Below are 21423 nucleotides of genomic sequence, written 5' to 3'. Positions count from 1 at the left end.
AAACCTAGGTGGTGTGCTTGGTGAAAACGAACAAGAAGAAAAGAAAGGCTGCGACCGATATTGGCGTTTCGATCATTACTTGCACGAATAAGCTGCCGTATATGTACAATATATTCAACAACTACGGCAGGCAAATCGTAGAGAACAAAGAGCTGATCATTATATTGAACAATGATCAGCTCAGCTTGGCCGATTGGCAGGAGCGCTCTGCTATCTATCCCAATATTTCCGTCTACCAGCTGCCCGAGTCTGCAAGTCTAGGCGAGTGCTTGAATTTCGCTGCTGAACGGAGCCGGTTCGATGTGCTGGCCAAATTCGATGACGATGATTTTTACTCACGCTATTACGTAAGCTCCGCGATTCATGCGCTGCACACGACAAGAGCGGATATTATCGGAAAAAGCGCGTATCACACTTATTTGGAAGAAGACCGGGCTTTATCCCTTCGATTTCCGAATAGAGAGAACGCGTATACGAAACAAATTGCCGGAGCGACGCTCCTGTTTCGCAAAAAAGTATTCCAAAGGGTGCGCTTCCAACCGATTTCCCTTGGCGAGGACGTTGCATTTCTAAGGGACTGCCGTTTATCTAATTTCAAAATTTTCACGACCAACCGTTACAATTACGTTTGCAACCGCAGAGCGGATCCGAATCTTCACACTTGGAAGCCTGCGAAGGAATATTTCCTCAATACCGGCATCTTTATTGCCCATACCGACGATTATCGCAAATTCGTTGTCCAAGAATCTCTCTAGCGCGCATACAAAAACAAGGATGGCCGCGGCCATCCTTGTTTTTGCGTCGAATCCATCCATCCGCTTAGTCAGCTCCAGCCTCCGCCGAACCTTACGACCTTGGCTTTGCCGTCCGTCCCGCCAGTCACGTTGCGTGTGTCATAAATAAACGGAGCATGCTCAAGCAGCAGCTGCAGCGGCAGGCTCGAGTGATCCGTCGCAATCACGACGCAATCCAGCCCGCTTAGTACAGCTTCATCCAGATCCACGCTCATAAGCTTCTCGCCTCCGACTTGTATGGTAGGGACATATGGATCATGGTACATCACGCATTCCGCCTCGAGCTGCAGCATATGGATGAGCTCAATGGAGGCCGATTCCCTATGGTCGGCAATATCCCGCTTATAGGCAGCGCCATAAACCAATATTCGTGCGCTCGACAACGGCTTTGGCGCCAAATGCAACTTCAACTGCTGCGTAATGTACATCGGCATGATGCGGTTGACTGTGTTTGAAATTTGAATGAAATCCGATTTGATGCCATATTGCTTGATTTTCCATGCCAGATACGAAGGATCTACCGGAATGCAATGGCCGCCGACCCCAGGACCGGGATAAAAAGCCTTAAAGCCAAACGGCTTCGTACTGGCTGCTTCAATAATTTCCCACAAATTCAATTCCAGCACATCGCATATCATCGCCAGCTCATTAATAAACGATATATTGACGAGACGATATGAATTTTCCAGCAGCTTTGTCATTTCGGCCGCATCCGTCGAAGAGACGCTGTGCACATGATTGAATATACCGCTGTACAGCTCAACAATCCTGCTCAAGCAGCTCGGCGTAATGCCGCTGACCACCTTCGGAATCTGCGCGACTCGGTAATCCGCGTTGCCTGGGTCGACCCGCTCCGGGGAATAGGCTAGATGGACGTCTTCGCCGATCTTCCAATCAAACGCGCTTAATAGAGGGAGCAGCACCTCGCGCGTCGTTCCCGGATACGTCGAGCTTTCCAAAACGACAAGCTGTCCCTTTCTTAGCCGGCAGCCGATTTCCCTAGCCGCCTGCGTAAGAAAGCTTAGATCCGGCGTCCCGTAAGCAGTAAGCGGAGTCGGGACGCAAATCATGACAGCTTCGGCCGACTCCAGCTCGCTGTACTGGTCCGATGGAACGAAACGCTTTGAAGCAACCGCTGCATGAATCTCATCGTCCTGCACCTCTAGGATATAACTTTTCCCTCTGCTTAGCTTGTCGATCTTCTGCTTATCCAAATCAATGCCAAGGACGTGAAAACCTCTCTCGGCAAAAAGCAGCGCTAACGGAAGGCCCACATAACCAAGACCCACAATAGCTACCGTTCGCTGCTCGCTTGGAGACCAAATGCCTGCTTCCATACTCATACTCTATGATCTCGCCTTCTTTCTATTTGCAATAGTCAACTGAAATAGTATATGAAAGCGTCATAGGAAATGATTGGACAAATTACGGCTAATCGTTGCTGCCAATGCTTTGGTAATAGTATCCCATCGCCTGCATGTCCTGCGCATTCAGGATGTTCCTGCCGTCAAACACATTGCCCTGCGCCATCACATGCTTCATCTGGGCCCAGTCAATCCCCCGAATAATTGGCCATTCCGTGCACAGAAAAACCGCATCCGCTTCCTGCAAGGCTTCCTCTACCTCCAGGCATACTGCTACGGATTCATATTTCGCATCGTTCGGAAGGGTCGCGATAGGGTCGAACAGCCGCAATTGGGCTCGTTCGTTCAAGAGGCACTCGATGATGCGCAGGGCAGGAGCTTCTCTTATATCATCCGTATCCGGCTTAAACGCCAAGCCTAGAATCGCTATTTTTTTGCCCGAAAAGCTTCCGAGACGCGCTCTGGCCTTATCCGTCAGATAACTATGCTGCGTTTGATTGACCTTCACGACCTTCTCTAGCACGCTTAGCTCGATGTTGTTCTGCCTTGCCGTCAGGATTAAAGCAGACACGTCCTTTGGAAAGCATGATCCCCCGTAGCCGATTCCTGCTTGCAAGAAGCTTGAGCCGATACGCGGGTCTAAGCCAATTCCTCCCGCCACATCCTTCACGTTGACTTTCAGCTCGTCGCAAAGTCTAGCGAGCTCGTTAATATAGGATATTTTGGTAGCTAGAAACGCGTTTGAAGCATATTTAATAAGCTCTGCCGTCCGCGGAGTCGTGATCACAAAGGGACACTTGACGGAATGGTAAAGCGACTTGAGCAGATTCGTCGCTCGCTTGCTCTCTGAACCGATGACGATACGATCCGGATTCAAGGCATCGGTCACCGCTTTTCCTTCACGGAGGAATTCCGGGTTAGACGCTACGTCGAAGGGGTAGAAATGCTCCTGCGCGGCCTCGATCCAGCCTGTGACCAGCTCCTGCGTCCCGACCGGAACCGTGCTCTTGGTTACGACCAGCTTGTAGCCATTCATTTTCTGGCCGATCTCTGAGGCTACCTGTTTAACGAACCGCAGATCGGCGCTGCCGTCCGGCCGCGACGGCGTTCCTACGCAGATAAAGATGACATCGCTCTCTTGAATGGCCTTGTCTTTGTCCGTTGTAAATCTGATTTGTCCCGTTTGGATATGCTTCTTCAATAAATCCTCCAAACCCGGCTCATGGAAATGCAGCAGGCCCTGCCTGAGCTGCCTGATTTTGTGAACGTCCGTATCAAGACCCGTCACCTTCCAGCCAAGCTCGGCAAACACCATCGCCGTCGTTGAACCGACATAGCCGGTTCCGATCACTAATATTTTCATTCGTTTCCCCCTTCTTTCTGTGCCGGCAATCCCGTCATAACGGATTGGCGGCCAATCACCGTATCTTTCAGCTTGTAAGGCATATCTTTCAAATGGACGCCGCTTAGCAGAATGCTGTTTTCTATGCAGCAATTCTCAATATGCGAATTTGCGCCAATTGACACATATGGACCGATTACGCAGTTTTTGAGGACGCAGCCTTGATTGATGGACACCGGAGCGACGATCGTACAGTTCTCTGCGACAACGGATTTGTGAATGGTACCTTGGGACGGGAGCACCCCCAGCATTTGACGGTTCGCCTCCAGCCAACGCCCCACCGTCCCGACATCCATGTTGATCTGCTCGGTCACATGATAGGTTACCTGCTTGCCATGCTCAATAAGCCATTGAATCGCGTCGGTAATCTCATATTCCCCTCTGGGTGATGGCTTAATATGATCCACGGCTTCGAATATGGTGCTGTCAAACGCATAAGCGCCCAGAACGGCAAGCTTGGACTTCGGTGCCTTCGGCTTCTCTTCCAGCTGTACGATGCGTCCCTCCAGCACTTCCGCAATGCCGTAATCCCGAGGATTCGCGACCTCTGCAAGCAATAAGGAGCCCTGGCTGCCTCTCTCCTTCACGTCTAGCTTCAGCTCCGTCAGGCTTTGGGAGATTAAATTGTCTCCCAGCAGAAGCAGGAAGTCTTCCGCGCCGATAAACGTCTGAGCTTGCCTGACCGCGTCTGAGATGCCTTTCGCTTCATATTGGTAAATATATGTGATCACGGCTCCCCAAGCTTCTCCATGGCCAACCTGCTCGCGAATGAAGCCTTCCTGCGACGGATGGATAACGACTCCGATTTCCACAATGGCAAGCTCAGTCAGTTTCTCGATGCAAGCTTGCAGAATAGAAACGTTGGCTACAGGAATAAGTGTTTTTGGAAAATTCAAAGTGATCGGATACAATCTTGTCCCTTTACCCGCACATAGGATAAGTCCTTTCAATTCGCATCTCCCCTAAAAAATCAGTTTCTATTAATCTATTAAATCGCGGCATGATTGGTGTGGGCCGAGCTTCGCGAGCGGGATAGAATTAAGCGGAACTTTCTTCGCCCAACTAATGAAAGTGCCGTGTCGCCAGCTGAAAACCGCTCATATCCTATCAAGAAATGCCCATGGATACTAACCTAAGGGAGCTGTGTACATTTGAAGATTGTTCAAGTATCGACAAATACGATCCCAGTTCCTCCAAAAGATTACGGCGGCACGCAGCGTGACGTTTATTATCTAACCGAGGAATTGGTTCGACGCGGACATGAGGTCATCTTGTTCGCCAAGGAAGGCTCTACGGCTCAGGCTACCCAAACCTTTGAATATCCTTCCAACAATCCAAAAGAACAACTTGATTTCATCATAAAGAACATGCCGGAGGACGTTGATTTCATCCATGATCATTACGGTATCGTCGCGCAAGCAAACCCGCCGATTCCAACGATCCGCAACTCGCATTCAAAAGGCGTTAGCGGCGTTCAGCTTCCCGTCTATGTAAGCAGAATGATTTTGCGGAAATACGGAAAAAGGAAAGGCTTCTACGTCTATAACGGGATTCGTGTCGAGGATTACGTCTTTCAAAAGAAGAAAAGCAAGTATCTGCTTTTCCTTGGGCGGCTGATTGACCAGAAAGGCGTGCACCTTGCGATCGAGGTTGCCAAAAAAACCGGTAAAGAGCTGATCATCGCAGGTCCGCTGAATGACAGGAAATATTTTAATGCCAAAATAAAGCCCCATCTCAATAAACGCATCCGGTATGTCGGCTCGGTAGGCGGCAGCAAAAAGCAAGAATTGCTTGCCGGCGCAAGCTGCGTGCTGTTCACCTCCACTTGGGATGAACCGTTTGGCCTTGTGCTGATCGAAGCGCTCGCAAGCGGGACTCCCGTCCTCGGCTTCAGGAAAGGCGCCATTCCCGAAGTACTGAAGGGCTTGCCTCAGCTGATATGCGCCAACACGAGGGACATGATCGCCAAAGTCAAGAACGCCAAGCGATTCCCGTCCCCCCATCGATGCAGGCGATACGTGCGCAAGCGCTTCTCCGATGTCGTCATGACCGATCAATTTCTCAAGCTCTATGAAAAAATTATAAAAGGGAACAAATACAAGCTCATCAAAAACTCTAAATGGAATAAGCGAAAAGCCCGGATCGTTAAACAGAACGAGGAGATGAAAGAATGGTAACCATCATTGCCTGCACGATGAGATCTTCATTTATGGACAATGTCTTCGCCAATTACGATCGGCAGACATGGAAAAACAAGGAAATGATTATTGTGCTGAACAAAAACAACATGAATTTGGAGGCATGGAAGGAACGCGCAAGCCGTTATCCGAATAACGAAGTACGCGTATTCAAGCTCCCGCAGAAGTATAAGCTTGGCAAATGCTTGAACTACGCCATTGCGCGGGCGAAGGGCGGCATTATTACGAAGTTCGACGATGATGATTACTACGGAGCAAAGTATTTGAGGGAATCCATGCGAGCGCTCAAAAAAGGCAAAGCCAAAATCATTGGCAAGCATACCTCCTACCTTTATTTCGAGGAAAAAAAGGCGCTTATGGTGTTTCGTGCCGGCGGCGAGCGCAAATACCAAAGATCCGTAAAAGGCGGCACCCTTTTGTTCCGGAAATCCGTATGGAAAAAAGTGAAATTCCCCGAAAACAAATTAGTAGGCACCGATTCCGGATGGACTGGCAGATGCCGCCGAAGGGGCTATAAAATATATTCGGTTTCCAAAAAGCATTACGTCTGCGTAAGAAGAAAAAACATTGGCTCCCACACGCAAAAAAAGAGCACGAAACGATACATGTCTCATTGCAGGCTGGTCCGACATACCCGCAACTTCAAAAAATACGTTTCTTAACAGGGATGAACGGAATTCCGGAAAAGCCGGGACAGCGGGATCCGCTGTTCTCGGCAGCACTAAAACAGAGGAGCTGAGCGGCTTTGAGAATTGCTCAAATATCGAACAATACGATACCTGTGCCTCCCAAGGATTACGGGGGTACGCAGCGCGAGGTATACTATTTAACGGAGGAATTGCTCAGGCGCGGCCATAAAGTTTATTTATTTGCCAAAAAAGGCACAAGCGCCCGTTCAACGAAAACCTTCTATTACCCATCCAACGATGCCAAGGAACAGCTTGCTTTCATCAAAAAAAACCTTCCGGACGGCCTCGACTTCATTCATGACCATTACGGAATTGTCGCGAAAGCCAATCCTCCGATTCCCACGATTCGCAGCTCCCATTCCAAAGGGGTAACCGGGGTTCAAATACCCGTATATGTAAGCAAAAAAATATGGAGCAAATACGGCGATAAAAAAGGCTTCTTCGTGCATAACGGCATTCGGATGAAAGACTATACCTTCCGCAAGAAGAAAAAGAAGCATCTCCTCTTCCTTGGCCGGATCATGAAGGAAAAAGGAACCCATCTCGCCATCAAGGTAGCCAAAAAAACAGGCAAGGACCTGATCCTCGCCGGTCCGATCCATGATAACAAATATTTCAAATCCAAAATCCAGCCGCATTTGAATAAGCATATCCGATACGTGGGACCCGTAGGCGGCAGGAAAAAGCAGCAGCTGCTTTCCGAGGCGAGCTGCGTGCTGTTCACGTCGACCTGGGATGAACCGTTCGGCCTCGTGCTCATCGAAGCGATGGCTTGCGGTACGCCTGCGCTCGGCTTCAAGAAAGGCGGGGCTGTGCCTGAAGTATTGAAGGGCATGCCCGAGCTCATTTGCAAAAACACAAAAAGCATGATCGCGAAAGCCAAGCATCCGAAAAAGCTGCCCTCTGCACGCGCATGCAGGCGCTACGTCAAAACGAACTTCTCAGACCGTGCAATGACGGGAAAATTCCTGAAGCTGTACAAAAAAATCATTAAGGAAAAGCAATACAAGCTCAATAAACAATCGACTTGGAATGAGATCTGATGAAGCTTGCGGCCGAAGGCGTATCCATGATTGCTGCCACAGTCCGTGAGCCCTTTCTCCTGCAGATCTTTCACAATTACGATCGGCAGACCTGGATCCATAAAGAGCTGATTATAATCGTGAACGATAACGCAATTTCCTTGGCTCCCTACAGGCAGAAGGCGCTGGAGTATCCGAATGTATCCGTGTTTAGGGTCGATGAGGGCAAAAACCTAGGGGCCTGCCTGAATTACGGAGTAGCTCAAGCCAAATTCAATTATATCGCCAAACTCGACGATGATGATTATTACTCGCCTTATTATCTTACCGAGGCGATGCAGCAATTTTCAAGCTCCGATGCGGACATAGTAGGCAAGCGTTCCTGCTATTTCTATTTTCCTCACCGCTCCAAGCTGCTATTCCGCAGAACCGCGGTCCGCGCCAATAGCCGGTGCAAGAAAATAGCAGGAGCTACGATTATGTTTCACAGAAACGTGTTTGAAAAGGTGCAATTTTCCACTAAAGTCATACAAGGCACAGACGTCCGTTTCATCCGCGCCTGCTTGGCGAACGGTTTTCGGTTATATACGACCTCCCGATACAATTTCGTCGCGTTCCGGCGAAAGGATCCAAGGTCGCATACCTGGAAAGTAAACGATAATCAATTGTTGTCTAGCAAAGGGGCTATCATCATCCGCACGGCTAACTTCAATAAATATATTTTGAAGCCGTTTCATACTGTTCCTTCTGAGACTGCCAGCAAGAGCTAGCACCGTAAGCGCGAAGGCTGCCTTTCACTCGTCCCTGATGGTGGTAGGCAGCCTCCCCTTTCATTTTCGGCGCTGCATGCGTTTTCGCCTAATTGATTTCCTTTTTTTACGGACAAGCTTTCTTCTTGTCAAGACAGTCGTTTTCCCAATCGTTTCATCCGGGCCGAAACCCGGCATCGCTTCATCCGAACCGATATATCCGTTCACGGGCTGTTCGTCTGGGCCAAAGTAGGCATTCGTTAGCAGATAAGGATTCTCCGTTTCAGGATTCTCATAATAGTAGCGGCGGAACACCGTTTTCGTACGATCCGAAATGGCTTCTCCGCTGGCAAATATGCCATAGCTCCAAGGCACGCTCTCAACCATTGTTTCTCTTGCCGCTGCTAATCTAGCTTTGTAGTTTTCATAGAGCTCTTGATACAGCATCGCATTCGCGTCCTCGATCCAGGCCGTTGCCTGAAGAAATCCGCTCGAGGGCTGCACGATGCGAAGCGGCTGTCCTTCGATATCGTAATGATTCGGTCCCGCAGCCGTAATGTTCCAACGCTCCATGAGATTATCCGCATTCACTAGATAGCCCGGATTTCTAATCGCATAGACGTTATCAAACAGCGTATGCGTGAAATCAAGCCAGGATTGATCGGCAAAACGGCTGTTTTCACTCTCGTAATAACAGTTATTTTCGCTAATCCCGCACCACCATTTCAAGAAAGCATCCGCAATAGCGTGACGCCTAAAGGCTACGAAGCCGATATCGTATATGCCCTTCTGGCGAACGCTAGACTGCATATGGGCATCCAGCGCTTCGGGACACACAACTTTGCTCGCCATTGCGATCGGATGCGCTTCCCAAATCGCTGCAAGCTCGTTAAAGGGAGATACGATCATCGTCCCCGCATCCACGCTGACAAAGTGATTCTCGCTGCCAAATTTATCGTACACATACCTTGCAGCCATCGCTCTGCATGCACGTTCTGCTTCTATTCGTGTATATTGAAAGAAAAATTTCAGCACGCTATCCGATCCAACTATATCCTTCATCAATACCGTCTCATCAAAATAGGAGCATTGCTTTGCGGCTGGTGGAAGCTTATCCTCCAATATGGCGACTACTGCCTTGCTCCCGGGCATTTGTTCCTTGACCGATTTGGCCATTACGATCGCTTTAGGCAAATCATCGGCACTAATTGCCGTTACGATAATCATCCAGCTACTTCCATACGATTTCGTTGTAGTCGTTTATCACTCATGGTAGTTTGACCATCTCCTCTCCTTTCCTATACTATGAATAACTAGAATGGCAGGTAACCCTATGATCTGTCTATATTTGAATCGCCGCAAATGCTAGAGTCCCAGAAGGTCGCTGCTCGCGCCAAAAGACGGCCGAAGTGATCCTTCTGCCGCTTTAGCTTATAGACTGCTTCACCTTAGTCGTAGATCATTCGTTTCGTTTTTGTGCTTCTTGTCTCCACTTGATCTTCCCCTGACTTTTTCGGGAAGACACGCTCAGCCATTGCGTTGAATTCTGCAATAAAGCCTTGAATAGGATGTCCGAGCTTAACGTCGTTCATGTATGCGGTCATTCGTCCAACGAAGTCAGGATTCGCGGATACGTACACATGCTCGATGCTTGGATTCAGCTCTTTGATCTTATTCGCGATTTGACCTTTGATTGCGTCAGTCAGCTGAGCATGCCCGGTTGACAAGCTGCTCATGCGCCTGCTGATCTCAGCGCCTTCTTTCCCCATATAGCCATTGTTTGTACGGCTTAGCATTTTGGATTCAACGTTTGGCTCCCCTTCGTCAAGAGAGACCGCTACATACGCGTTGTGTTCCGTCAGCATGACGTAGGATGCTTTGACTACCCCTAGATCCGTAATCTCCTTAGCGAGCTTCTCGCTCATCTCCATGCGGTAATTTTTGTGAGAGCCGATTACATTATTGCTGTTCAGCCTTCGTCCGTTCACTCGGTTCATTTCGTTCATTTGATCATCGGCGAACCGCTTGTTTTTTAATAAATTTCCATTTGCGTCATATCGAATGCTGTTTGATCGGATGTCTTTATTCCCAAGCTCACCGTGATTTTCCATGCAGCCTGCCAACATCGTGCTAAGCAACACACCTGCAGACAAAGCAACGATTTGTTTGCGCATTGAGCCATCCTCCACCTGATTTAGTTTAGGTTCAAGACCTTTGCTTAGCGTTCGCCCGACAGGCGATGTCTATTCATTTCATTGACAATTGGCAAAGAATCAAGTAAATTAGTATCAACTACTAGTACTTGGTACTAAATTCGAAAGGAAGTGTGTCGCCATGATCGAAAAACAATCGGTTAACCTTCAATCCAACGCGGTCGTTACCGCCATCGGCACGTATGTGCCTGAACGAATCGTAACGAATGCGGACATGGAGAAGCTCGTAGAAACAAGCGATGAGTGGATTGTTCAGCGCACGGGCATTAAGGAGCGGCGCAAGGCTGCCGACGACCAATTCACGAGTCATCTTTGCTTCGGGGCCATCGATAATATGATTGAACGTTATGGCGTGCAGCTTTCGGATGTGGATTATATTATCGTAGCAACCTCGTCCCCGGATGCCGTCTTTCCGAGCGTTGCTTCGCAGGTTCAATCGCATTATGGCATTATTCATGCCGGGTCTGTCGATATTCAAGCCGCCTGCGCAGGCTTTGCGGCTGCGATCCAGCTGGCCAACGGATTGCTGCTGTCGGGGGCTCATCGCAAGATATTAGTGCTCGGCGCAGAAACCTTGTCCAAGATTACGGATTATACGGATCGAACCACTTGTATTTTATTCGGCGATGGCGCCGGCGCGTTTTTAATGGAAACCTCAGATGACGGCCACGGAGACGTCTCGGCTGTTTTTACCAAAACCGACGGCGCACGCGGACATCTGCTTTATCGCAGCAGCTTAGCTTCTGTCATTGGCGAGAATGCTATACAAACGAACGGCTTCATTGTTCAGAATGGGCGTGAAGTATACCGCTGGGCCGTCAGCCACGTCGCAGAAGGCATTCAACAGCTTTTGGATCGCAGCGGGTACGGCATTCACGATATCGATTGGTTTATACCGCATAGCGCCAACATGCGCATCATCGAATCGCTCTGTGAGAGAACCGGCTTCTCTCTGGAACAAACATTGTCCAGCATTAAACAATATGGCAATACTTCAGCGGCTTCTATACCTCTAGCAATCGATGAAGGCGTACGGGCAGGTATCGTAAAGCCTGGCCAGCTCATGCTGCTCTACGGCTTCGGAGGCGGACTCACCCAAGCCGGCGTCATCCTTCGCTGGTCTTTGTAAAACAAGCCAAATCAGCCATATTCCTTATCCTTCCATATAAACAGTGAAGGATAAGGAATATGGCTTTTCTTATTGCCTCTTCTCGTAAGCGGCCTTGTGGCCATCCTCAAAGCCTTTGGCGAATCCGGTATTGTAACCGTCGTTATAGGTTTGCCCTAGCTCTGCCCGTTCATTCTCTTTCTGGGTAAACCGCTTTCTCGCAACCGGCTTGCGGCGCAGAAGCGTCTTTTTGGGAGCTATGCTTCTTCGGCCTGCCGCCTTGCGCGTGCTTTTCGAGCCTTTGCTCATGCCCGAAGCCGCTCTTCTCTTATTGCTCAGCACCCGCTTCACCCCCTGACCATGAAACGCTGTATATGGATAGCTTTGGCTGAAGCCAAGGCTGGGCAGGCCTCCCCCTCCGCCTAATCCGTTTGCGCCAGGCAAGGCCCGTAACCGACTCTGCTATCGATTCTTGCATCGCTGTCAGCGAGCTGACATTGTCTCTTAGCAGCTTGCTCGCAAAAGGAGAGCTGTCGGTTATTTCCGCCATGCTCTCCAGCATGCTCGCAAGCGCATTTTGGCTTCTTGCGAGCGCGGCCAGAAACGCAATTCTCGCTTCCTGTTCGTTATGCCGGCTGACCATTAGCTTTTATCCCCGAAAGAGAAGCCTTTCCCTAATGAAGGCATGGCATCTCCATAGCTTTCACCCATTTCTTCCTCCTGCTGCAATACCGCCTTCAGAATCGAAACCATGCTTTGATTAAGCTTGGCGATTCCGTCGATAACCTCAATGACTTGATCATGCATCTGAATGGACTGCCCAAACTGCGCCTGTTCGGAATCAAAGCTATGGCTGTGCAAATGATTGCAAATCCAGCTTCGCATCTTCTCGGCCTCCGCTGCTTTGGCTTCCAGCATAATAGCTATATTCCACTGCATATTCGCCGTTGAGTCCAGCATCCGCAAATACGCCTGTTCGCGGTTCATCGCTAACCATACCTCCTTCTATTCCCGTTATTCTTCCGCGCTCGGTTCCTTTAGCTCCCGGATGACAAAGGAAAGCTGTCCGGCAAGCGTTTCCTGAAACTCAGCTAAGCTATTTAAATAAGCGACCACGCTTTGACCCACCGACTGCGAATGCTCAAGTATCCCGTTAAGCCCGTCGAAGCTGGGCTCCTCATCGGGAATCGCCTGTACGATTTCAGAGAGTCGGACCGTTACGTGGCGTTCTGCCTCTAATACGCGGGCGAGCTGTACGCTTGCATGGGACATATGCTGCATCATTTCCGTAATCGAATCGTGCATGCCAATCCCCTCCTTGCTCCTATAGCATATGCGGGCCCCGTCGCAGAGGTACGTTATAGCAAGCTATAACGCTTGGCGGAGCGTAATAGGCGCGATTAATGGCTGCCCATCCGGAATAGCCTCAAGCTCATCCTTCGGAATCCTGCTGTGATGGTCATGCCGCAAGCCCCAGCCCTCTGCCGCAAGCCGGCTTAGAATCATTCGTTTTTTTCCGTTTTCGATATAGTAGCTGCTGCCGTCCCCGCTCTCGCAAACCATTTGATTGTACAATTTCTCAATTCCTGGACCATGCAGCATTTCCATATATGCGCATACCATCTCAGCATCTATTTTCTCGCCAACGGACCATCTCCATAAATCCAGCTGCGACAACCGGATTGTCAATCGGTCATACGGTCCTTCAATCGGTCTCCTCGTGCTACCGTCTATCCAATAGGACGTGGGGCCAAGTCCTTTAACGACCATTTGCCGCGGATAAAATAAAGCTTCTCCCAGCTGCCTCGCCTGGCTGATCTCCTCATCGGTCATCGGCGCTTGGCGGGAAGTAGAAAGAGCCTCGCGCTCGAAAAAGGATTCGTCAAGCCCGCTCCATTTGTTCATAAAATACGTGCTCGCGCTTTCGGAAATATCCATCCGCGCTTGAGATTCAGGTTCAGCAGTGAAGGTCTCCTCCGTTTCATTCGAGTCCGGCTGCATATGAATATACGCGTCTCTAGCACATACGAGCGAATAGCCTTGAAGGCGTGCCCGATAGCCATAATCCGCCGCATCGAATGGAGCTTCCATACAGCCTTCGTCCAAATAGCCGACTCTTTCAAGCAGCTCCCGGCGAAGGAGCAGACAGCTGCTCGACAGCCGCTCTACTTGATGCCATTTGGAAGAATTGCTCTCATTATTCATTCTCGCAAACTCCTGCATGTCATCCATATCATGCACATGAAGCGCCATTCGCTGCTTTCCGGTCAGTCCGGCGGATACGGGGCCAACGATGCCGATGCTTGAATCGCTATTCAAACAAATAAGCAGATTATCAAGCCAATTTTCCGTCGCGCGGATTCGGTTATCCAGCAGTAGAATCGTAGTCCCCTTCGCCATCATGAAACCAACGTTTGCTGCACCGGTATAACCTGATGAAGCTGGTAATATGCGATATCGGACCTGTCCGTCCAATTGCTTCAAATAGTGTTCGATTCCATCCGTAGAACCGTTATCAACGACGATAACCTCATAAGGCAAATCAGTCTGGTCCATAATGCCTTCAATGCATGCTTTTACAGAGTCTACCTCGTTATGACTCGGAATAATGATGCTCGTTCCGTCAAAGTGCGCGTCATAGCTTTCTATGCCTGCTTGCACGCCTTGCTTATAGCCCTCGGTCAGTCCGGACTTATAACGTTCCGTCCGCTTTTCGGCATTGCTCCGCAAGCCAGCATTCGTTTTGAGACGTCGGACCGGCCTCTTTTTGCGTCTCATCGTCAACCTCTCCAATCCGTCATATAGTCGTGCGTTTCAACATCATATTGTATGTAAGGGAATATGATCCGTAACGGCAAGCGTACAACTTATATAGGGACTTGTTACGCATGCTGCTGCATATCGAATATCTTAATAAGTAGGCTAAAGAATAGAGAGAGCACGTAATACAGAGCCGAAGAGTATCGCTGTATGCCAGCGTAAACGTCTGAAGCCGTCCTCTTGCGGCTAAACTTATGTTTCGCGTAGAAATATAGAGAAAATATGGTGAAATGATATGCTTTCCTATATTTCAAGGTGAAACGGCTATCGCCGTTCTTTGGCTGCGCGGTGCGTTTCATTCCGAGAAATATAGAGAATGTTTATACTAAGGATATACATGCCAATATATCAAAAAAGGACTGCCGCGAAAGTCGGTTTACGACTTTCGCATGCAGTCCTTGTTCTGGTTTATCCTTTTCCGATTGCGATCCAGTTGATGTTTCCTCTAGGCTCATGGCTAATCCGAGTACGAATGATAACAATGGCAGCTTTATCAACAGCCTTGGAATGAACAACGGCGTAACATACGGGATTGTCTGTCGTAACGGTCAATACATAGCGATTGTCTGCAAACGGCTCATCGAATGGGATGATCAACTCCACCTGCTCGGCTTGAACGGCAAAGCTGTATGGTGCCAAGCCGAATTGCTGCTTTATAACGCCCAGCGCTGAACCCGTGATCACGGGATTGAACCGCAATGCGGATAATTCGACGGATTGCTGCTGGATATGGGCGGCGCCAATGGAGTCGCTCGCGATTTGCTCCGGCGGCAATGCCGCCACGCTCGGAATCAAGCTTGAAAGCAGGTCAGGCGCCAGCTTATCCGCTGAGATGCTGCCCGGCGCGATTTGCTCCGTCCCTACGCTGCCAGACGCCAGCTTCGATCCCGTTACGCTCCCGTCCGTCAGCTGCACCTCGCCTACGCTGCCAACTGCCAGCTTCGTCCCCGTTACGCTCCCATCCATCAACTGTAACGAACCCACGCTGCCCAACGCCAGCTTCGATCCTGTCACGCTTCCGTCCGTCAGCTGCAATGAACCTACACTGTCGACCGCAAGCTTCGTTCCTGTCACGCTTCCGTCCGTCAGCTGCGCTTCGCCTACGCTGCCTACGGACAGCTTCGTTCCCGTCACGCTTCCGTCAATCAGTTGCGCTTCGCCTACGCTGCCTACGGACAGCTTCGTTCCTGTCACGCTTCCGTCCGTCAGCTGCGCTTCGCCCACGCTGCCTACGGACAGCTTCGTTCCCGTCACGCTTCCGTCAATCAGCTGTGCTTCGCCCACGCTGCCTACGGACAGCTTCGATCCCGTCACGCTTCCGTCCATCAGCTGCGCTTCGCCTACGCTGCCGGCTGTCAGCTTCGTTCCCGATACGCTTCCGTCCATCAACTGTAAAGATCCTACGCTGCCTAATGCTAATTTTGACCCTGTCACGCTTTCATCCGCAAGCTTCGATCCCGTTACGCTTCCGTCCGCCAGCTGTACCGATCCTACGCTGCCGACTGCCAGCTTCGCTCCCGTCACGCCTCCGTCTGTCAGCTGCGCCACACCTACGCTGCCTGCTGCCAGCTTCGATCCCGTTACGCTTCCGTCTGTCAGCTGCGCCTCTCCTACGCTGCCTGCTGCCAGCTTCGATCCCGTTACGCTTCCGTCCGCCAGCTGTACCGATCCTACGCTGCCGACTGCAAGCTTCGCTCCCGTCACGCCTCCGTCTGTCAGCTGCGCCACACCTACGCTGCCGGCTGCCAGCTTCGATCCCGTTACGCTTCCGTCTGTCAGCTGCGTCTCGCCTACGCTGCCGGCTGCCAGCTTCGTTCCCGTTACGCTTCCGTCTGTCAGCTTCGCTCCCGTTACGCTTCCGTCTGTCAGCTGCGTCTCGCCTACGCTGCCGGCTGCCAGCTTCGCTCCGGTTACGCTTCCGTCTGTCAGCTGCGCCTCTCCTACGCTGCCGGCTGCCAGCTTCTCTCCCGTCACGCTTCCGTCTGTCAGTTGCGACTCACCTACGCTGCCGGCTGCCAGCTTCGATCCCGTCACGCTTCCGTCTGTCAACTGCGCCTCTCCTACGCTGCCGGCTGCCAGCTTCGCACCCGTCACGCTGCCGTCTTTCAGCTGCGCCTCGCCTACGCTGCCGACTACCAGCTTCGTTCCCGTCACGCTTCCGTCTGTCAGCTGTGTCTCACCTACGCTGCCGGCTGCCAGCTTCGTTCCGGTTACGCTACCGACTGCCAGCTTCGCTCCCGTCACGCTTCCGTCTGTCAGCTGTACCGACCCTACGCTGCCGGCTGCCAGTTTCGTGCCCGTCACGCTTCCAGCCGTCAGCTTCGTTCCCGTCACGCTGCCATCCAGCAGCTGTGCCTCGCCTACGCTGCCGACCGCCAGCTTGGATCCTGTCACGCTTCCGTCCGTAAGCTGTATCTCGCCTACGCTGCCGACTGCCAGCTTCGTTCCTGTCACGCTTCGATCCCTCAGATGTGCTTCGCTTACGCTGCTAATCGATAGCTTCGTTCCGCTCACGCTTCCATCCGCCAGCTGCGCTGCGCCTACGCTGCTTACTGACAGCTTCGCTCCCGTCACGCTTCCGTCCTTCAGCTGTGCTTCACCAACGCTGCCGGCTGCCAGCTTCGTTCCTGTCACGCTACCATCCGTCAGCTGTGCTTCGCCTACGCTGTCTACGGACAGCTTCACTCCCGTTACGCTTCCGTCCTTCAGCTGTGCTTCGCCTACGCTGTCAACCGACAGCTTCGCTTCTGTCACGCTTCCGTCTGTCAGCTGCGATTCACCCACGCTACCGGCTGCCAGCTTCGCTCCCGTCACGCTTCCATCCTTCAGCTGCGCCTCGCCTATGCTGTTAACGACCAGCTTCGCTTCTGTCACGCTTCCGTCTGTCAGCTGTATTTCGCTTACGCTGCCTACGGCCAGCTTCGCTCCCGTTACGCTGCCATCCGTCAACTGTTCGCTTCCCACAGCATCTATAGCCAGCTTCTCCCGCGTGACCGCTCTGTCATTAAGCTGCTCGGTTCTTACGCTGCTCGTAGATAGCTGCTTGCTTCCTACCGTCCCTTGCTTGAGCTTACTGCCCGGAATCAATTCATCGGCCAGCTTATCGAACGCAAGCACGTCGCCAGCTAGATGGGCTAGCGTAATGGTGCCCTTGCGGATGTGGTACCCTTGGATCGTGTCCGACTTCAAATGCTTGCCGGCCAACGATTCCAATTGTACATGCTCGCTGGAAACTGAATCCTGCGCCAGCTTTGCTCTTGTCACGGACTCATCCTGGAGCGCTAGCTCGCTTACGCTGCTCGGAGTCAAGTGAGCCGCGTGAACCGATTGCGGCTGAAGCTGCTTCGAATTGATCGATAGCTCAGCAATCTTATCCGAGGTGACAGCTCCCGCTTCGATATGGTCCGTACGCACCGCTTCGGCACGCAGCGCTTCCGCGCCGACAGACCCGTTCTGAAGATGATCGGAAATAATGCTGCCGGCAGCAAGCTTCTCTGAAGTGACCGAATCGTTAGCCAAGTGCGGTCCATGAACGGATCCCTCGCTGAGATGAATGCCCAGCACCGACGCATTGCCAAGATGGCGGCTGTGAATCGCCTCATCTTCGATTTGCTTCGATTGTACGGCGCCAAATGCCAGTTTCGATGACGTTACCGCATTGTCCTGCAGCGAGTCCGTACCGACCGACTGCTCAGCTAAGTGGCTCGCTATGATTGCCCTTGCTTCGATATGGGCCGAGCGAATCGCATCCGGCTGGATATGTTGAGAGCCAACCGTTTTGATCGCAATATGGCTAGGCAGAATGGAGTGGGATGCAAGCTTCCCGCTCGTCACGCTGCCGTCTGCCAGCTTAGCCGATGAAACGCTCAGATCCGTCAGCTTATCCGTTGTAACCGACTCCGGCGATAGCTTTAGGGAATTGACTACGTGATCCGCCAAATGATGCGAGAACACCGCGCCGGGTGCAATATATCGCTCCGATACAGCTCCTTGCGCCAGTTTGCTGCTCGTTACCGAACCATCCTGCAGATGATTGTTGCCCACTGCATCGGCTGCTAGGTGATTGGCTTCGATGCTGCCTTGCTTCATATGCTCTTTGCCGACTGCCTGATCTGCAATCGCCTCCGACGTTACGGAGTCAACGGCGAAATGATAGGCTCTTAACGCTTCCGGCGCGAGCTTCTGAAAGGTTACGGTCTCATCCTTAAGATGTCTCGTTTCTACCGAATCGCTTCCCAACACCACGCCGTCTACGGCACCCTCAACCAGCTTGCTGCGGGTAATTGAACCCTCGCCCAGCTGCGCCGTTCCTACCGCCGCATCGCCGATATGCATTTCCTTAACGGCTTGGGGTGCGAGCTTATCCTCGTTAATGATGCCCCTTTGCAAATGCTTGCGCGCAATCGCTCCTGATGCGATATGCTTCGCTATCACCGCGCCTTCCGTCAAATGCCCTTCCACTATTTGCCCTTCGGCAATTTTGTCTGACGTAACGCTCCCAGCCCCCAAATGACGGGTTAGGACGGAATCGCTAGCCAGCTTCTGCGCGTTCACGCTTTGATCGGAGAGCTTGGAAATCGTAATGGAGTGATCGACGATTTTGATTGTCGTAACGGATTGATCCGCTAATTTTGAAGAATTGATCGACTGATCAACGAGATGCTCGCTTTCGATCTGTCCCGCTCCGATATGCGAGCTTAGAATCGACTCTTGCTGGAGATGTGACGCAGACACCGAATCAATCGCCAATTGTTCGGCTCCGACAGCTCCCACTTGCAATTCTTCGGTTCCGACGGCTCCTTCCGCAAGATGCTCGCTAGTAATTTCGCCAAGAGCCAAATGCGATCCTTGAACGATGCCTGGAGCAACATGCTCTGCTTGGATTAAGCCAGGCTTCAAATGGTCGGCTTCTACAGCCTCTGGCGCGATTTTGGCGCTTGTAACCGCTGCATCGCGAATTTTGGAGGAGGTAACAGCGCCTTCGGCGAGCTTTGAGTTGTTAATGCTCTCATTCGCCAAATTTTCAGGGCGCACTGCTCCGCTTTTTATTTTTTCGAAAGTAATGGCTTGGTCTGCAAGCAGCTCAGTCGTAACGATCAACGACTTCAAATGCTTTGATTCAATCGAGCCTTCTGCGATCTTGGCTGCGTCAATCGTCCGGTCCGCAAGCTTTTCGGAGGTGATGCTTCCATTCTGCAGCTTGCTGCCAGAGACCGAGTGATCTGCGAGTTTGTCTCCGGTCACCGCCTGGCTTGCCAAATGGCTGTTGGTAACCGCTTCGTTTGCGATTTTCTCTGAATAAATGATGCCATTATTAAGATGAATGGCTTGGATGGCATAATCGCTAAGCGAGCTTGCTTGCACGCTTCCCGGCGCAAGCTTGCTGCTATCGACCGAACCGGGAGCAATCTTCTCGGAAGTAACGGACAGGTCTACAAGATCGTCGGTATAAATAAAGGCAGGCGGACCCTCTGGTTCCTTTTTCTCTTCGATCTTCTCCAGCTTTTCCTCCAGCGTAAATGCTTCTATCGGCTCCTCTTCCTTCTCGGGAAGAAGCTCCTCAAATAGCTCTTCTTGCAATGCCTCTCCCATGGTAAGCTGCTCGGCATCTTGCTCTGCGTCCTGCTCTGCGTCCTGCTCTGCGTCCTGCTCAGCCTCTTCCTCAACATCTTGCTCATATTCTGCCTCAAGGATGGCTTGCGCTTTAATAATGGCAATCGGTTCCGTTTCGTCAGCTGATATTATGGATGTTTTAACGGCTTGGGCTTGAACGGCAGCCTTCCTTTTGTTCAAATCATCCAACCACTTTAATTCGGAAGTATTGGGATTATCAACATAAAAAAGCGGCTTTCGCCCCTTCGGGCTTTTCCCTTTTCTGTTTTTTGTCATAGTCCTCTCCTTCTCCCACCTGAAATGTCATAGGTAATATATGCAGATACCCATGGGCTGGATACTGAAAGCGAGGGCAAATATGGTTACGCGTCCATTTAAACGGCAAAAACCGCGGAAGCAGCGAGCTTCCGCGGTTCAAATTCACGATGATTATTTGGATCTGGACAACAAATACAAGAAATAGGGAGCACCGATAACTGCCACGACGATACCCGTTGGAATCTCATTAGGCTGGAACGCCCACCTAGCCAGCGTATCTGCGACGATAACGAGCAAGGCTCCGACGAAAGCCGATGCCGGCACGAGCACCTGATGCTGCGGACCGACCAATCTTCTTGCCAAATGCGGGGCGATAAGCCCTACGAAACCGATGCCGCCGCCAACTGCGACGCAGGATCCGGCAAGTCCCACCGATGCGGCAAGCAGCCATGCTCTTTCTTTATTCACCTGGGCACCAAGTCCGATAGCCATTTGGTCTCCTAGATTCAAAGCGTTCAAGGACTTCGCCTTGTATTGTACGAATGGCAGAATAATAATAAGCCACGGCAGCAGAGCAAGCACGTATTTCCAGTTCGTTCCCCAAATGCTTCCCGCCATCCAAACCGCGAAATACTGGTATTTCTCGGGCGTTAGGCGGAGAATCAAGATTTGCATGGCTGCGCTGATGCCGGCCGCAACCGCGATGCCAACCAAGATCATCCGGGTCGGCAGCAGCCCCCTATGACGCTTGTAGGAAAGCACGAAAATGAGCAATGCCGTTAGCGCCGCACCGATTAATGCTAGGAACGGCATAAGGAAAATCGAGCCTTTTTGCGTAGGCGGATAGAAGGAAATAAATAAGATAACAGCTAAACCTGCGCCCGCATTAATGCCGAGAAGCCCGGGATCGGCCAGCGGATTGCGCGATATGCCTTGGATGATACAGCCGGATACCGCAAAGCCTGCTCCAATTAAAACGGAAATGACGATCCGCGGCAGCCGGAAATCAAACAAAATGAGTTCCTGCTTGTCCGTGCCTGCACCGAACAGCGTCTTCAGGACATCGATCGGCGCTAGGCGAATATAGCCCGTGTTCATACTAATAATAAAAGAAATCACAATCAGCGTGCTTAACACGGTCATAACGAGCACCGCGCGTTTTCTTCTGCGCTGTTCCGTAGCTGTCAGGTATA

18 protein-coding genes are annotated in these 21423 nt (G+C 51.2%); 6 read left to right on the top strand and 12 right to left on the bottom strand.

What is annotated here, in order from left to right; translation table 11 throughout:
• Nucleotides 1–20: 20 nt before the first annotated feature.
• Nucleotides 21–755, top strand: coding sequence for a glycosyltransferase family 2 protein (locus AC0YN3_RS26525; protein ID WP_475777920.1), 735 nt, complete (start codon nucleotides 21–23; stop codon nucleotides 753–755).
• 68 nt (nucleotides 756–823) lie between these two features.
• Here the strand turns inward: AC0YN3_RS26525 and AC0YN3_RS26520 are convergent, their stop codons facing one another.
• The 3 genes from AC0YN3_RS26520 to AC0YN3_RS26510 all read right to left on the bottom strand — a co-directional run bounded on the left by AC0YN3_RS26520 (nucleotide 824) and on the right by AC0YN3_RS26510 (nucleotide 4510).
• Nucleotides 824–2137 (bottom strand): nucleotide sugar dehydrogenase, encoded by a 1314-nt coding sequence (locus AC0YN3_RS26520; RefSeq protein ID WP_475777919.1) that lies wholly within the window; start codon nucleotides 2135–2137, stop codon nucleotides 824–826.
• An 88-nt stretch (nucleotides 2138–2225) separates the two neighbouring features.
• Nucleotides 2226–3521 (bottom strand): UDP-glucose dehydrogenase family protein, encoded by a 1296-nt coding sequence (locus AC0YN3_RS26515; RefSeq protein ID WP_475777918.1) that lies wholly within the window; start codon nucleotides 3519–3521, stop codon nucleotides 2226–2228.
• A complete protein-coding gene (locus AC0YN3_RS26510) occupies nucleotides 3518–4510 on the bottom strand; it encodes a sugar phosphate nucleotidyltransferase (RefSeq protein WP_475777917.1) in 993 nt (330 codons plus the stop codon). Before AC0YN3_RS26510 ends, AC0YN3_RS26515 begins: the two co-directional genes overlap by 4 nt.
• 201 nt (nucleotides 4511–4711) lie before the next feature.
• On the opposite strand from AC0YN3_RS26510, the gene AC0YN3_RS26505 reads away from it, so the two are divergent.
• From AC0YN3_RS26505 to AC0YN3_RS26490, 4 genes are all read left to right on the top strand, one after another.
• Nucleotides 4712–5737, top strand: a complete 1026-nt coding sequence (locus AC0YN3_RS26505) for a glycosyltransferase family 4 protein (RefSeq protein WP_475777916.1) — start codon at nucleotides 4712–4714, stop codon at nucleotides 5735–5737.
• The gene (locus tag AC0YN3_RS26500) at nucleotides 5731–6420 is read left to right on the top strand and encodes a glycosyltransferase family 2 protein (protein ID WP_475777915.1); all 690 of its coding nucleotides are present in this window, start codon (nucleotides 5731–5733) and stop codon (nucleotides 6418–6420) included. Before AC0YN3_RS26505 ends, AC0YN3_RS26500 begins: the two co-directional genes overlap by 7 nt.
• An 83-nt stretch (nucleotides 6421–6503) precedes the next feature.
• Entirely contained in the window at nucleotides 6504–7490 is a 987-nt protein-coding gene (locus tag AC0YN3_RS26495; RefSeq protein WP_475777914.1) for a glycosyltransferase, read from the top strand.
• Complete coding sequence (locus tag AC0YN3_RS26490) at nucleotides 7490–8239, top strand: glycosyltransferase (protein WP_475777913.1); 750 nt, start codon at nucleotides 7490–7492, stop codon at nucleotides 8237–8239. The genes AC0YN3_RS26495 and AC0YN3_RS26490 overlap by 1 nt, the downstream gene beginning before the upstream one ends.
• 60 nt (nucleotides 8240–8299) lie before the next feature.
• Here AC0YN3_RS26490 and AC0YN3_RS26485 read toward each other — a convergent pair whose 3' ends face one another.
• A complete protein-coding gene (locus tag AC0YN3_RS26485; RefSeq protein ID WP_475777912.1) occupies nucleotides 8300–9445 on the bottom strand; it encodes a hypothetical protein in 1146 nt (381 codons plus the stop codon).
• 221 nt (nucleotides 9446–9666) lie between these two features.
• A complete protein-coding gene (locus AC0YN3_RS26480; protein WP_475777911.1) occupies nucleotides 9667–10392 on the bottom strand; it encodes a YhcN/YlaJ family sporulation lipoprotein in 726 nt (241 codons plus the stop codon).
• A gap of 160 nt (nucleotides 10393–10552) precedes the next feature.
• Between AC0YN3_RS26480 and AC0YN3_RS26475 the strand changes: the two genes are divergently transcribed.
• Entirely contained in the window at nucleotides 10553–11560 is a 1008-nt protein-coding gene (locus AC0YN3_RS26475; RefSeq protein WP_475777910.1) for a beta-ketoacyl-ACP synthase 3, read from the top strand.
• Between the two features lie 69 nt (nucleotides 11561–11629).
• On the opposite strand, the gene AC0YN3_RS26470 is transcribed toward AC0YN3_RS26475, so the two are convergent.
• The 7 genes from AC0YN3_RS26470 to AC0YN3_RS26440 all read right to left on the bottom strand — a co-directional run bounded on the left by AC0YN3_RS26470 (nucleotide 11630) and on the right by AC0YN3_RS26440 (nucleotide 21373).
• Nucleotides 11630–11881, bottom strand: a complete 252-nt coding sequence (locus tag AC0YN3_RS26470; protein ID WP_475777909.1) for a hypothetical protein — start codon at nucleotides 11879–11881, stop codon at nucleotides 11630–11632.
• Nucleotides 11868–12182, bottom strand: coding sequence for a hypothetical protein (locus AC0YN3_RS26465; protein ID WP_475777908.1), 315 nt, complete (start codon nucleotides 12180–12182; stop codon nucleotides 11868–11870). Before AC0YN3_RS26465 ends, AC0YN3_RS26470 begins: the two co-directional genes overlap by 14 nt.
• Nucleotides 12182–12526 (bottom strand): alpha-helical endospore appendage domain-containing protein, encoded by a 345-nt coding sequence (locus tag AC0YN3_RS26460; protein WP_475777907.1) that lies wholly within the window; start codon nucleotides 12524–12526, stop codon nucleotides 12182–12184. Before AC0YN3_RS26460 ends, AC0YN3_RS26465 begins: the two co-directional genes overlap by 1 nt.
• A 27-nt stretch (nucleotides 12527–12553) precedes the next feature.
• Entirely contained in the window at nucleotides 12554–12844 is a 291-nt protein-coding gene (locus AC0YN3_RS26455) for a nucleoside-diphosphate sugar epimerase (protein WP_475777906.1), read from the bottom strand.
• Nucleotides 12845–12907: 63 nt separating this feature from the next.
• On the bottom strand, nucleotides 12908–14317 hold the full coding sequence (locus AC0YN3_RS26450) for a glycosyltransferase family 2 protein (protein ID WP_475777905.1): 1410 nt from the start codon (nucleotides 14315–14317) through the stop codon (nucleotides 12908–12910).
• Between the two features lie 450 nt (nucleotides 14318–14767).
• Nucleotides 14768–20248 carry a WIAG-tail domain gene (locus AC0YN3_RS26445; protein ID WP_475777904.1) on the bottom strand — a complete coding sequence of 1827 codons (5481 nt, stop codon included), beginning with the start codon at nucleotides 20246–20248 and terminating at the stop codon, nucleotides 14768–14770.
• A gap of 153 nt (nucleotides 20249–20401) precedes the next feature.
• The gene (locus AC0YN3_RS26440) at nucleotides 20402–21373 is read right to left on the bottom strand and encodes a FecCD family ABC transporter permease (protein WP_475777978.1); all 972 of its coding nucleotides are present in this window, start codon (nucleotides 21371–21373) and stop codon (nucleotides 20402–20404) included.
• Nucleotides 21374–21423 lie beyond the last annotated feature (50 nt).

Source organism: Paenibacillus sp. J22R232, from assembly GCF_056269165.1.
The sequence above is the reverse complement of the archived record's forward strand: the minus strand, read 5'-3'. Positions and strand labels throughout refer to the sequence as shown.

Excerpts from the sequence above, each read along its gene's own strand:
- AC0YN3_RS26520 (WP_475777919.1), bottom strand. The coding sequence starts at position 2,137 with ATGAGTATGGAAGCAGGCATTTGGTCTCCAAGCGAGCAGCGAACGGTA.
- AC0YN3_RS26515 (WP_475777918.1), bottom strand. The coding sequence starts at position 3,521 with ATGAAAATATTAGTGATCGGAACCGGCTATGTCGGTTCAACGACGGCG.
- AC0YN3_RS26500 (WP_475777915.1), top strand. The coding sequence starts at position 5,731 with ATGGTAACCATCATTGCCTGCACGATGAGATCTTCATTTATGGACAAT.
- AC0YN3_RS26490 (WP_475777913.1), top strand. The coding sequence starts at position 7,490 with ATGAAGCTTGCGGCCGAAGGCGTATCCATGATTGCTGCCACAGTCCGT.
- AC0YN3_RS26485 (WP_475777912.1), bottom strand. The coding sequence starts at position 9,445 with ATGATTATCGTAACGGCAATTAGTGCCGATGATTTGCCTAAAGCGATC.
- AC0YN3_RS26480 (WP_475777911.1), bottom strand. The coding sequence starts at position 10,392 with ATGCGCAAACAAATCGTTGCTTTGTCTGCAGGTGTGTTGCTTAGCACG.
- AC0YN3_RS26475 (WP_475777910.1), top strand. The coding sequence starts at position 10,553 with ATGATCGAAAAACAATCGGTTAACCTTCAATCCAACGCGGTCGTTACC.
- AC0YN3_RS26465 (WP_475777908.1), bottom strand. The coding sequence starts at position 12,182 with ATGGTCAGCCGGCATAACGAACAGGAAGCGAGAATTGCGTTTCTGGCC.
- AC0YN3_RS26460 (WP_475777907.1), bottom strand. The coding sequence starts at position 12,526 with ATGAACCGCGAACAGGCGTATTTGCGGATGCTGGACTCAACGGCGAAT.
- AC0YN3_RS26455 (WP_475777906.1), bottom strand. The coding sequence starts at position 12,844 with ATGCACGATTCGATTACGGAAATGATGCAGCATATGTCCCATGCAAGC.
- AC0YN3_RS26450 (WP_475777905.1), bottom strand. The coding sequence starts at position 14,317 with ATGAGACGCAAAAAGAGGCCGGTCCGACGTCTCAAAACGAATGCTGGC.
- AC0YN3_RS26445 (WP_475777904.1), bottom strand. The coding sequence starts at position 20,248 with ATGACAAAAAACAGAAAAGGGAAAAGCCCGAAGGGGCGAAAGCCGCTT.
- AC0YN3_RS26440 (WP_475777978.1), bottom strand. The coding sequence starts at position 21,373 with ATGACCGTGTTAAGCACGCTGATTGTGATTTCTTTTATTATTAGTATG.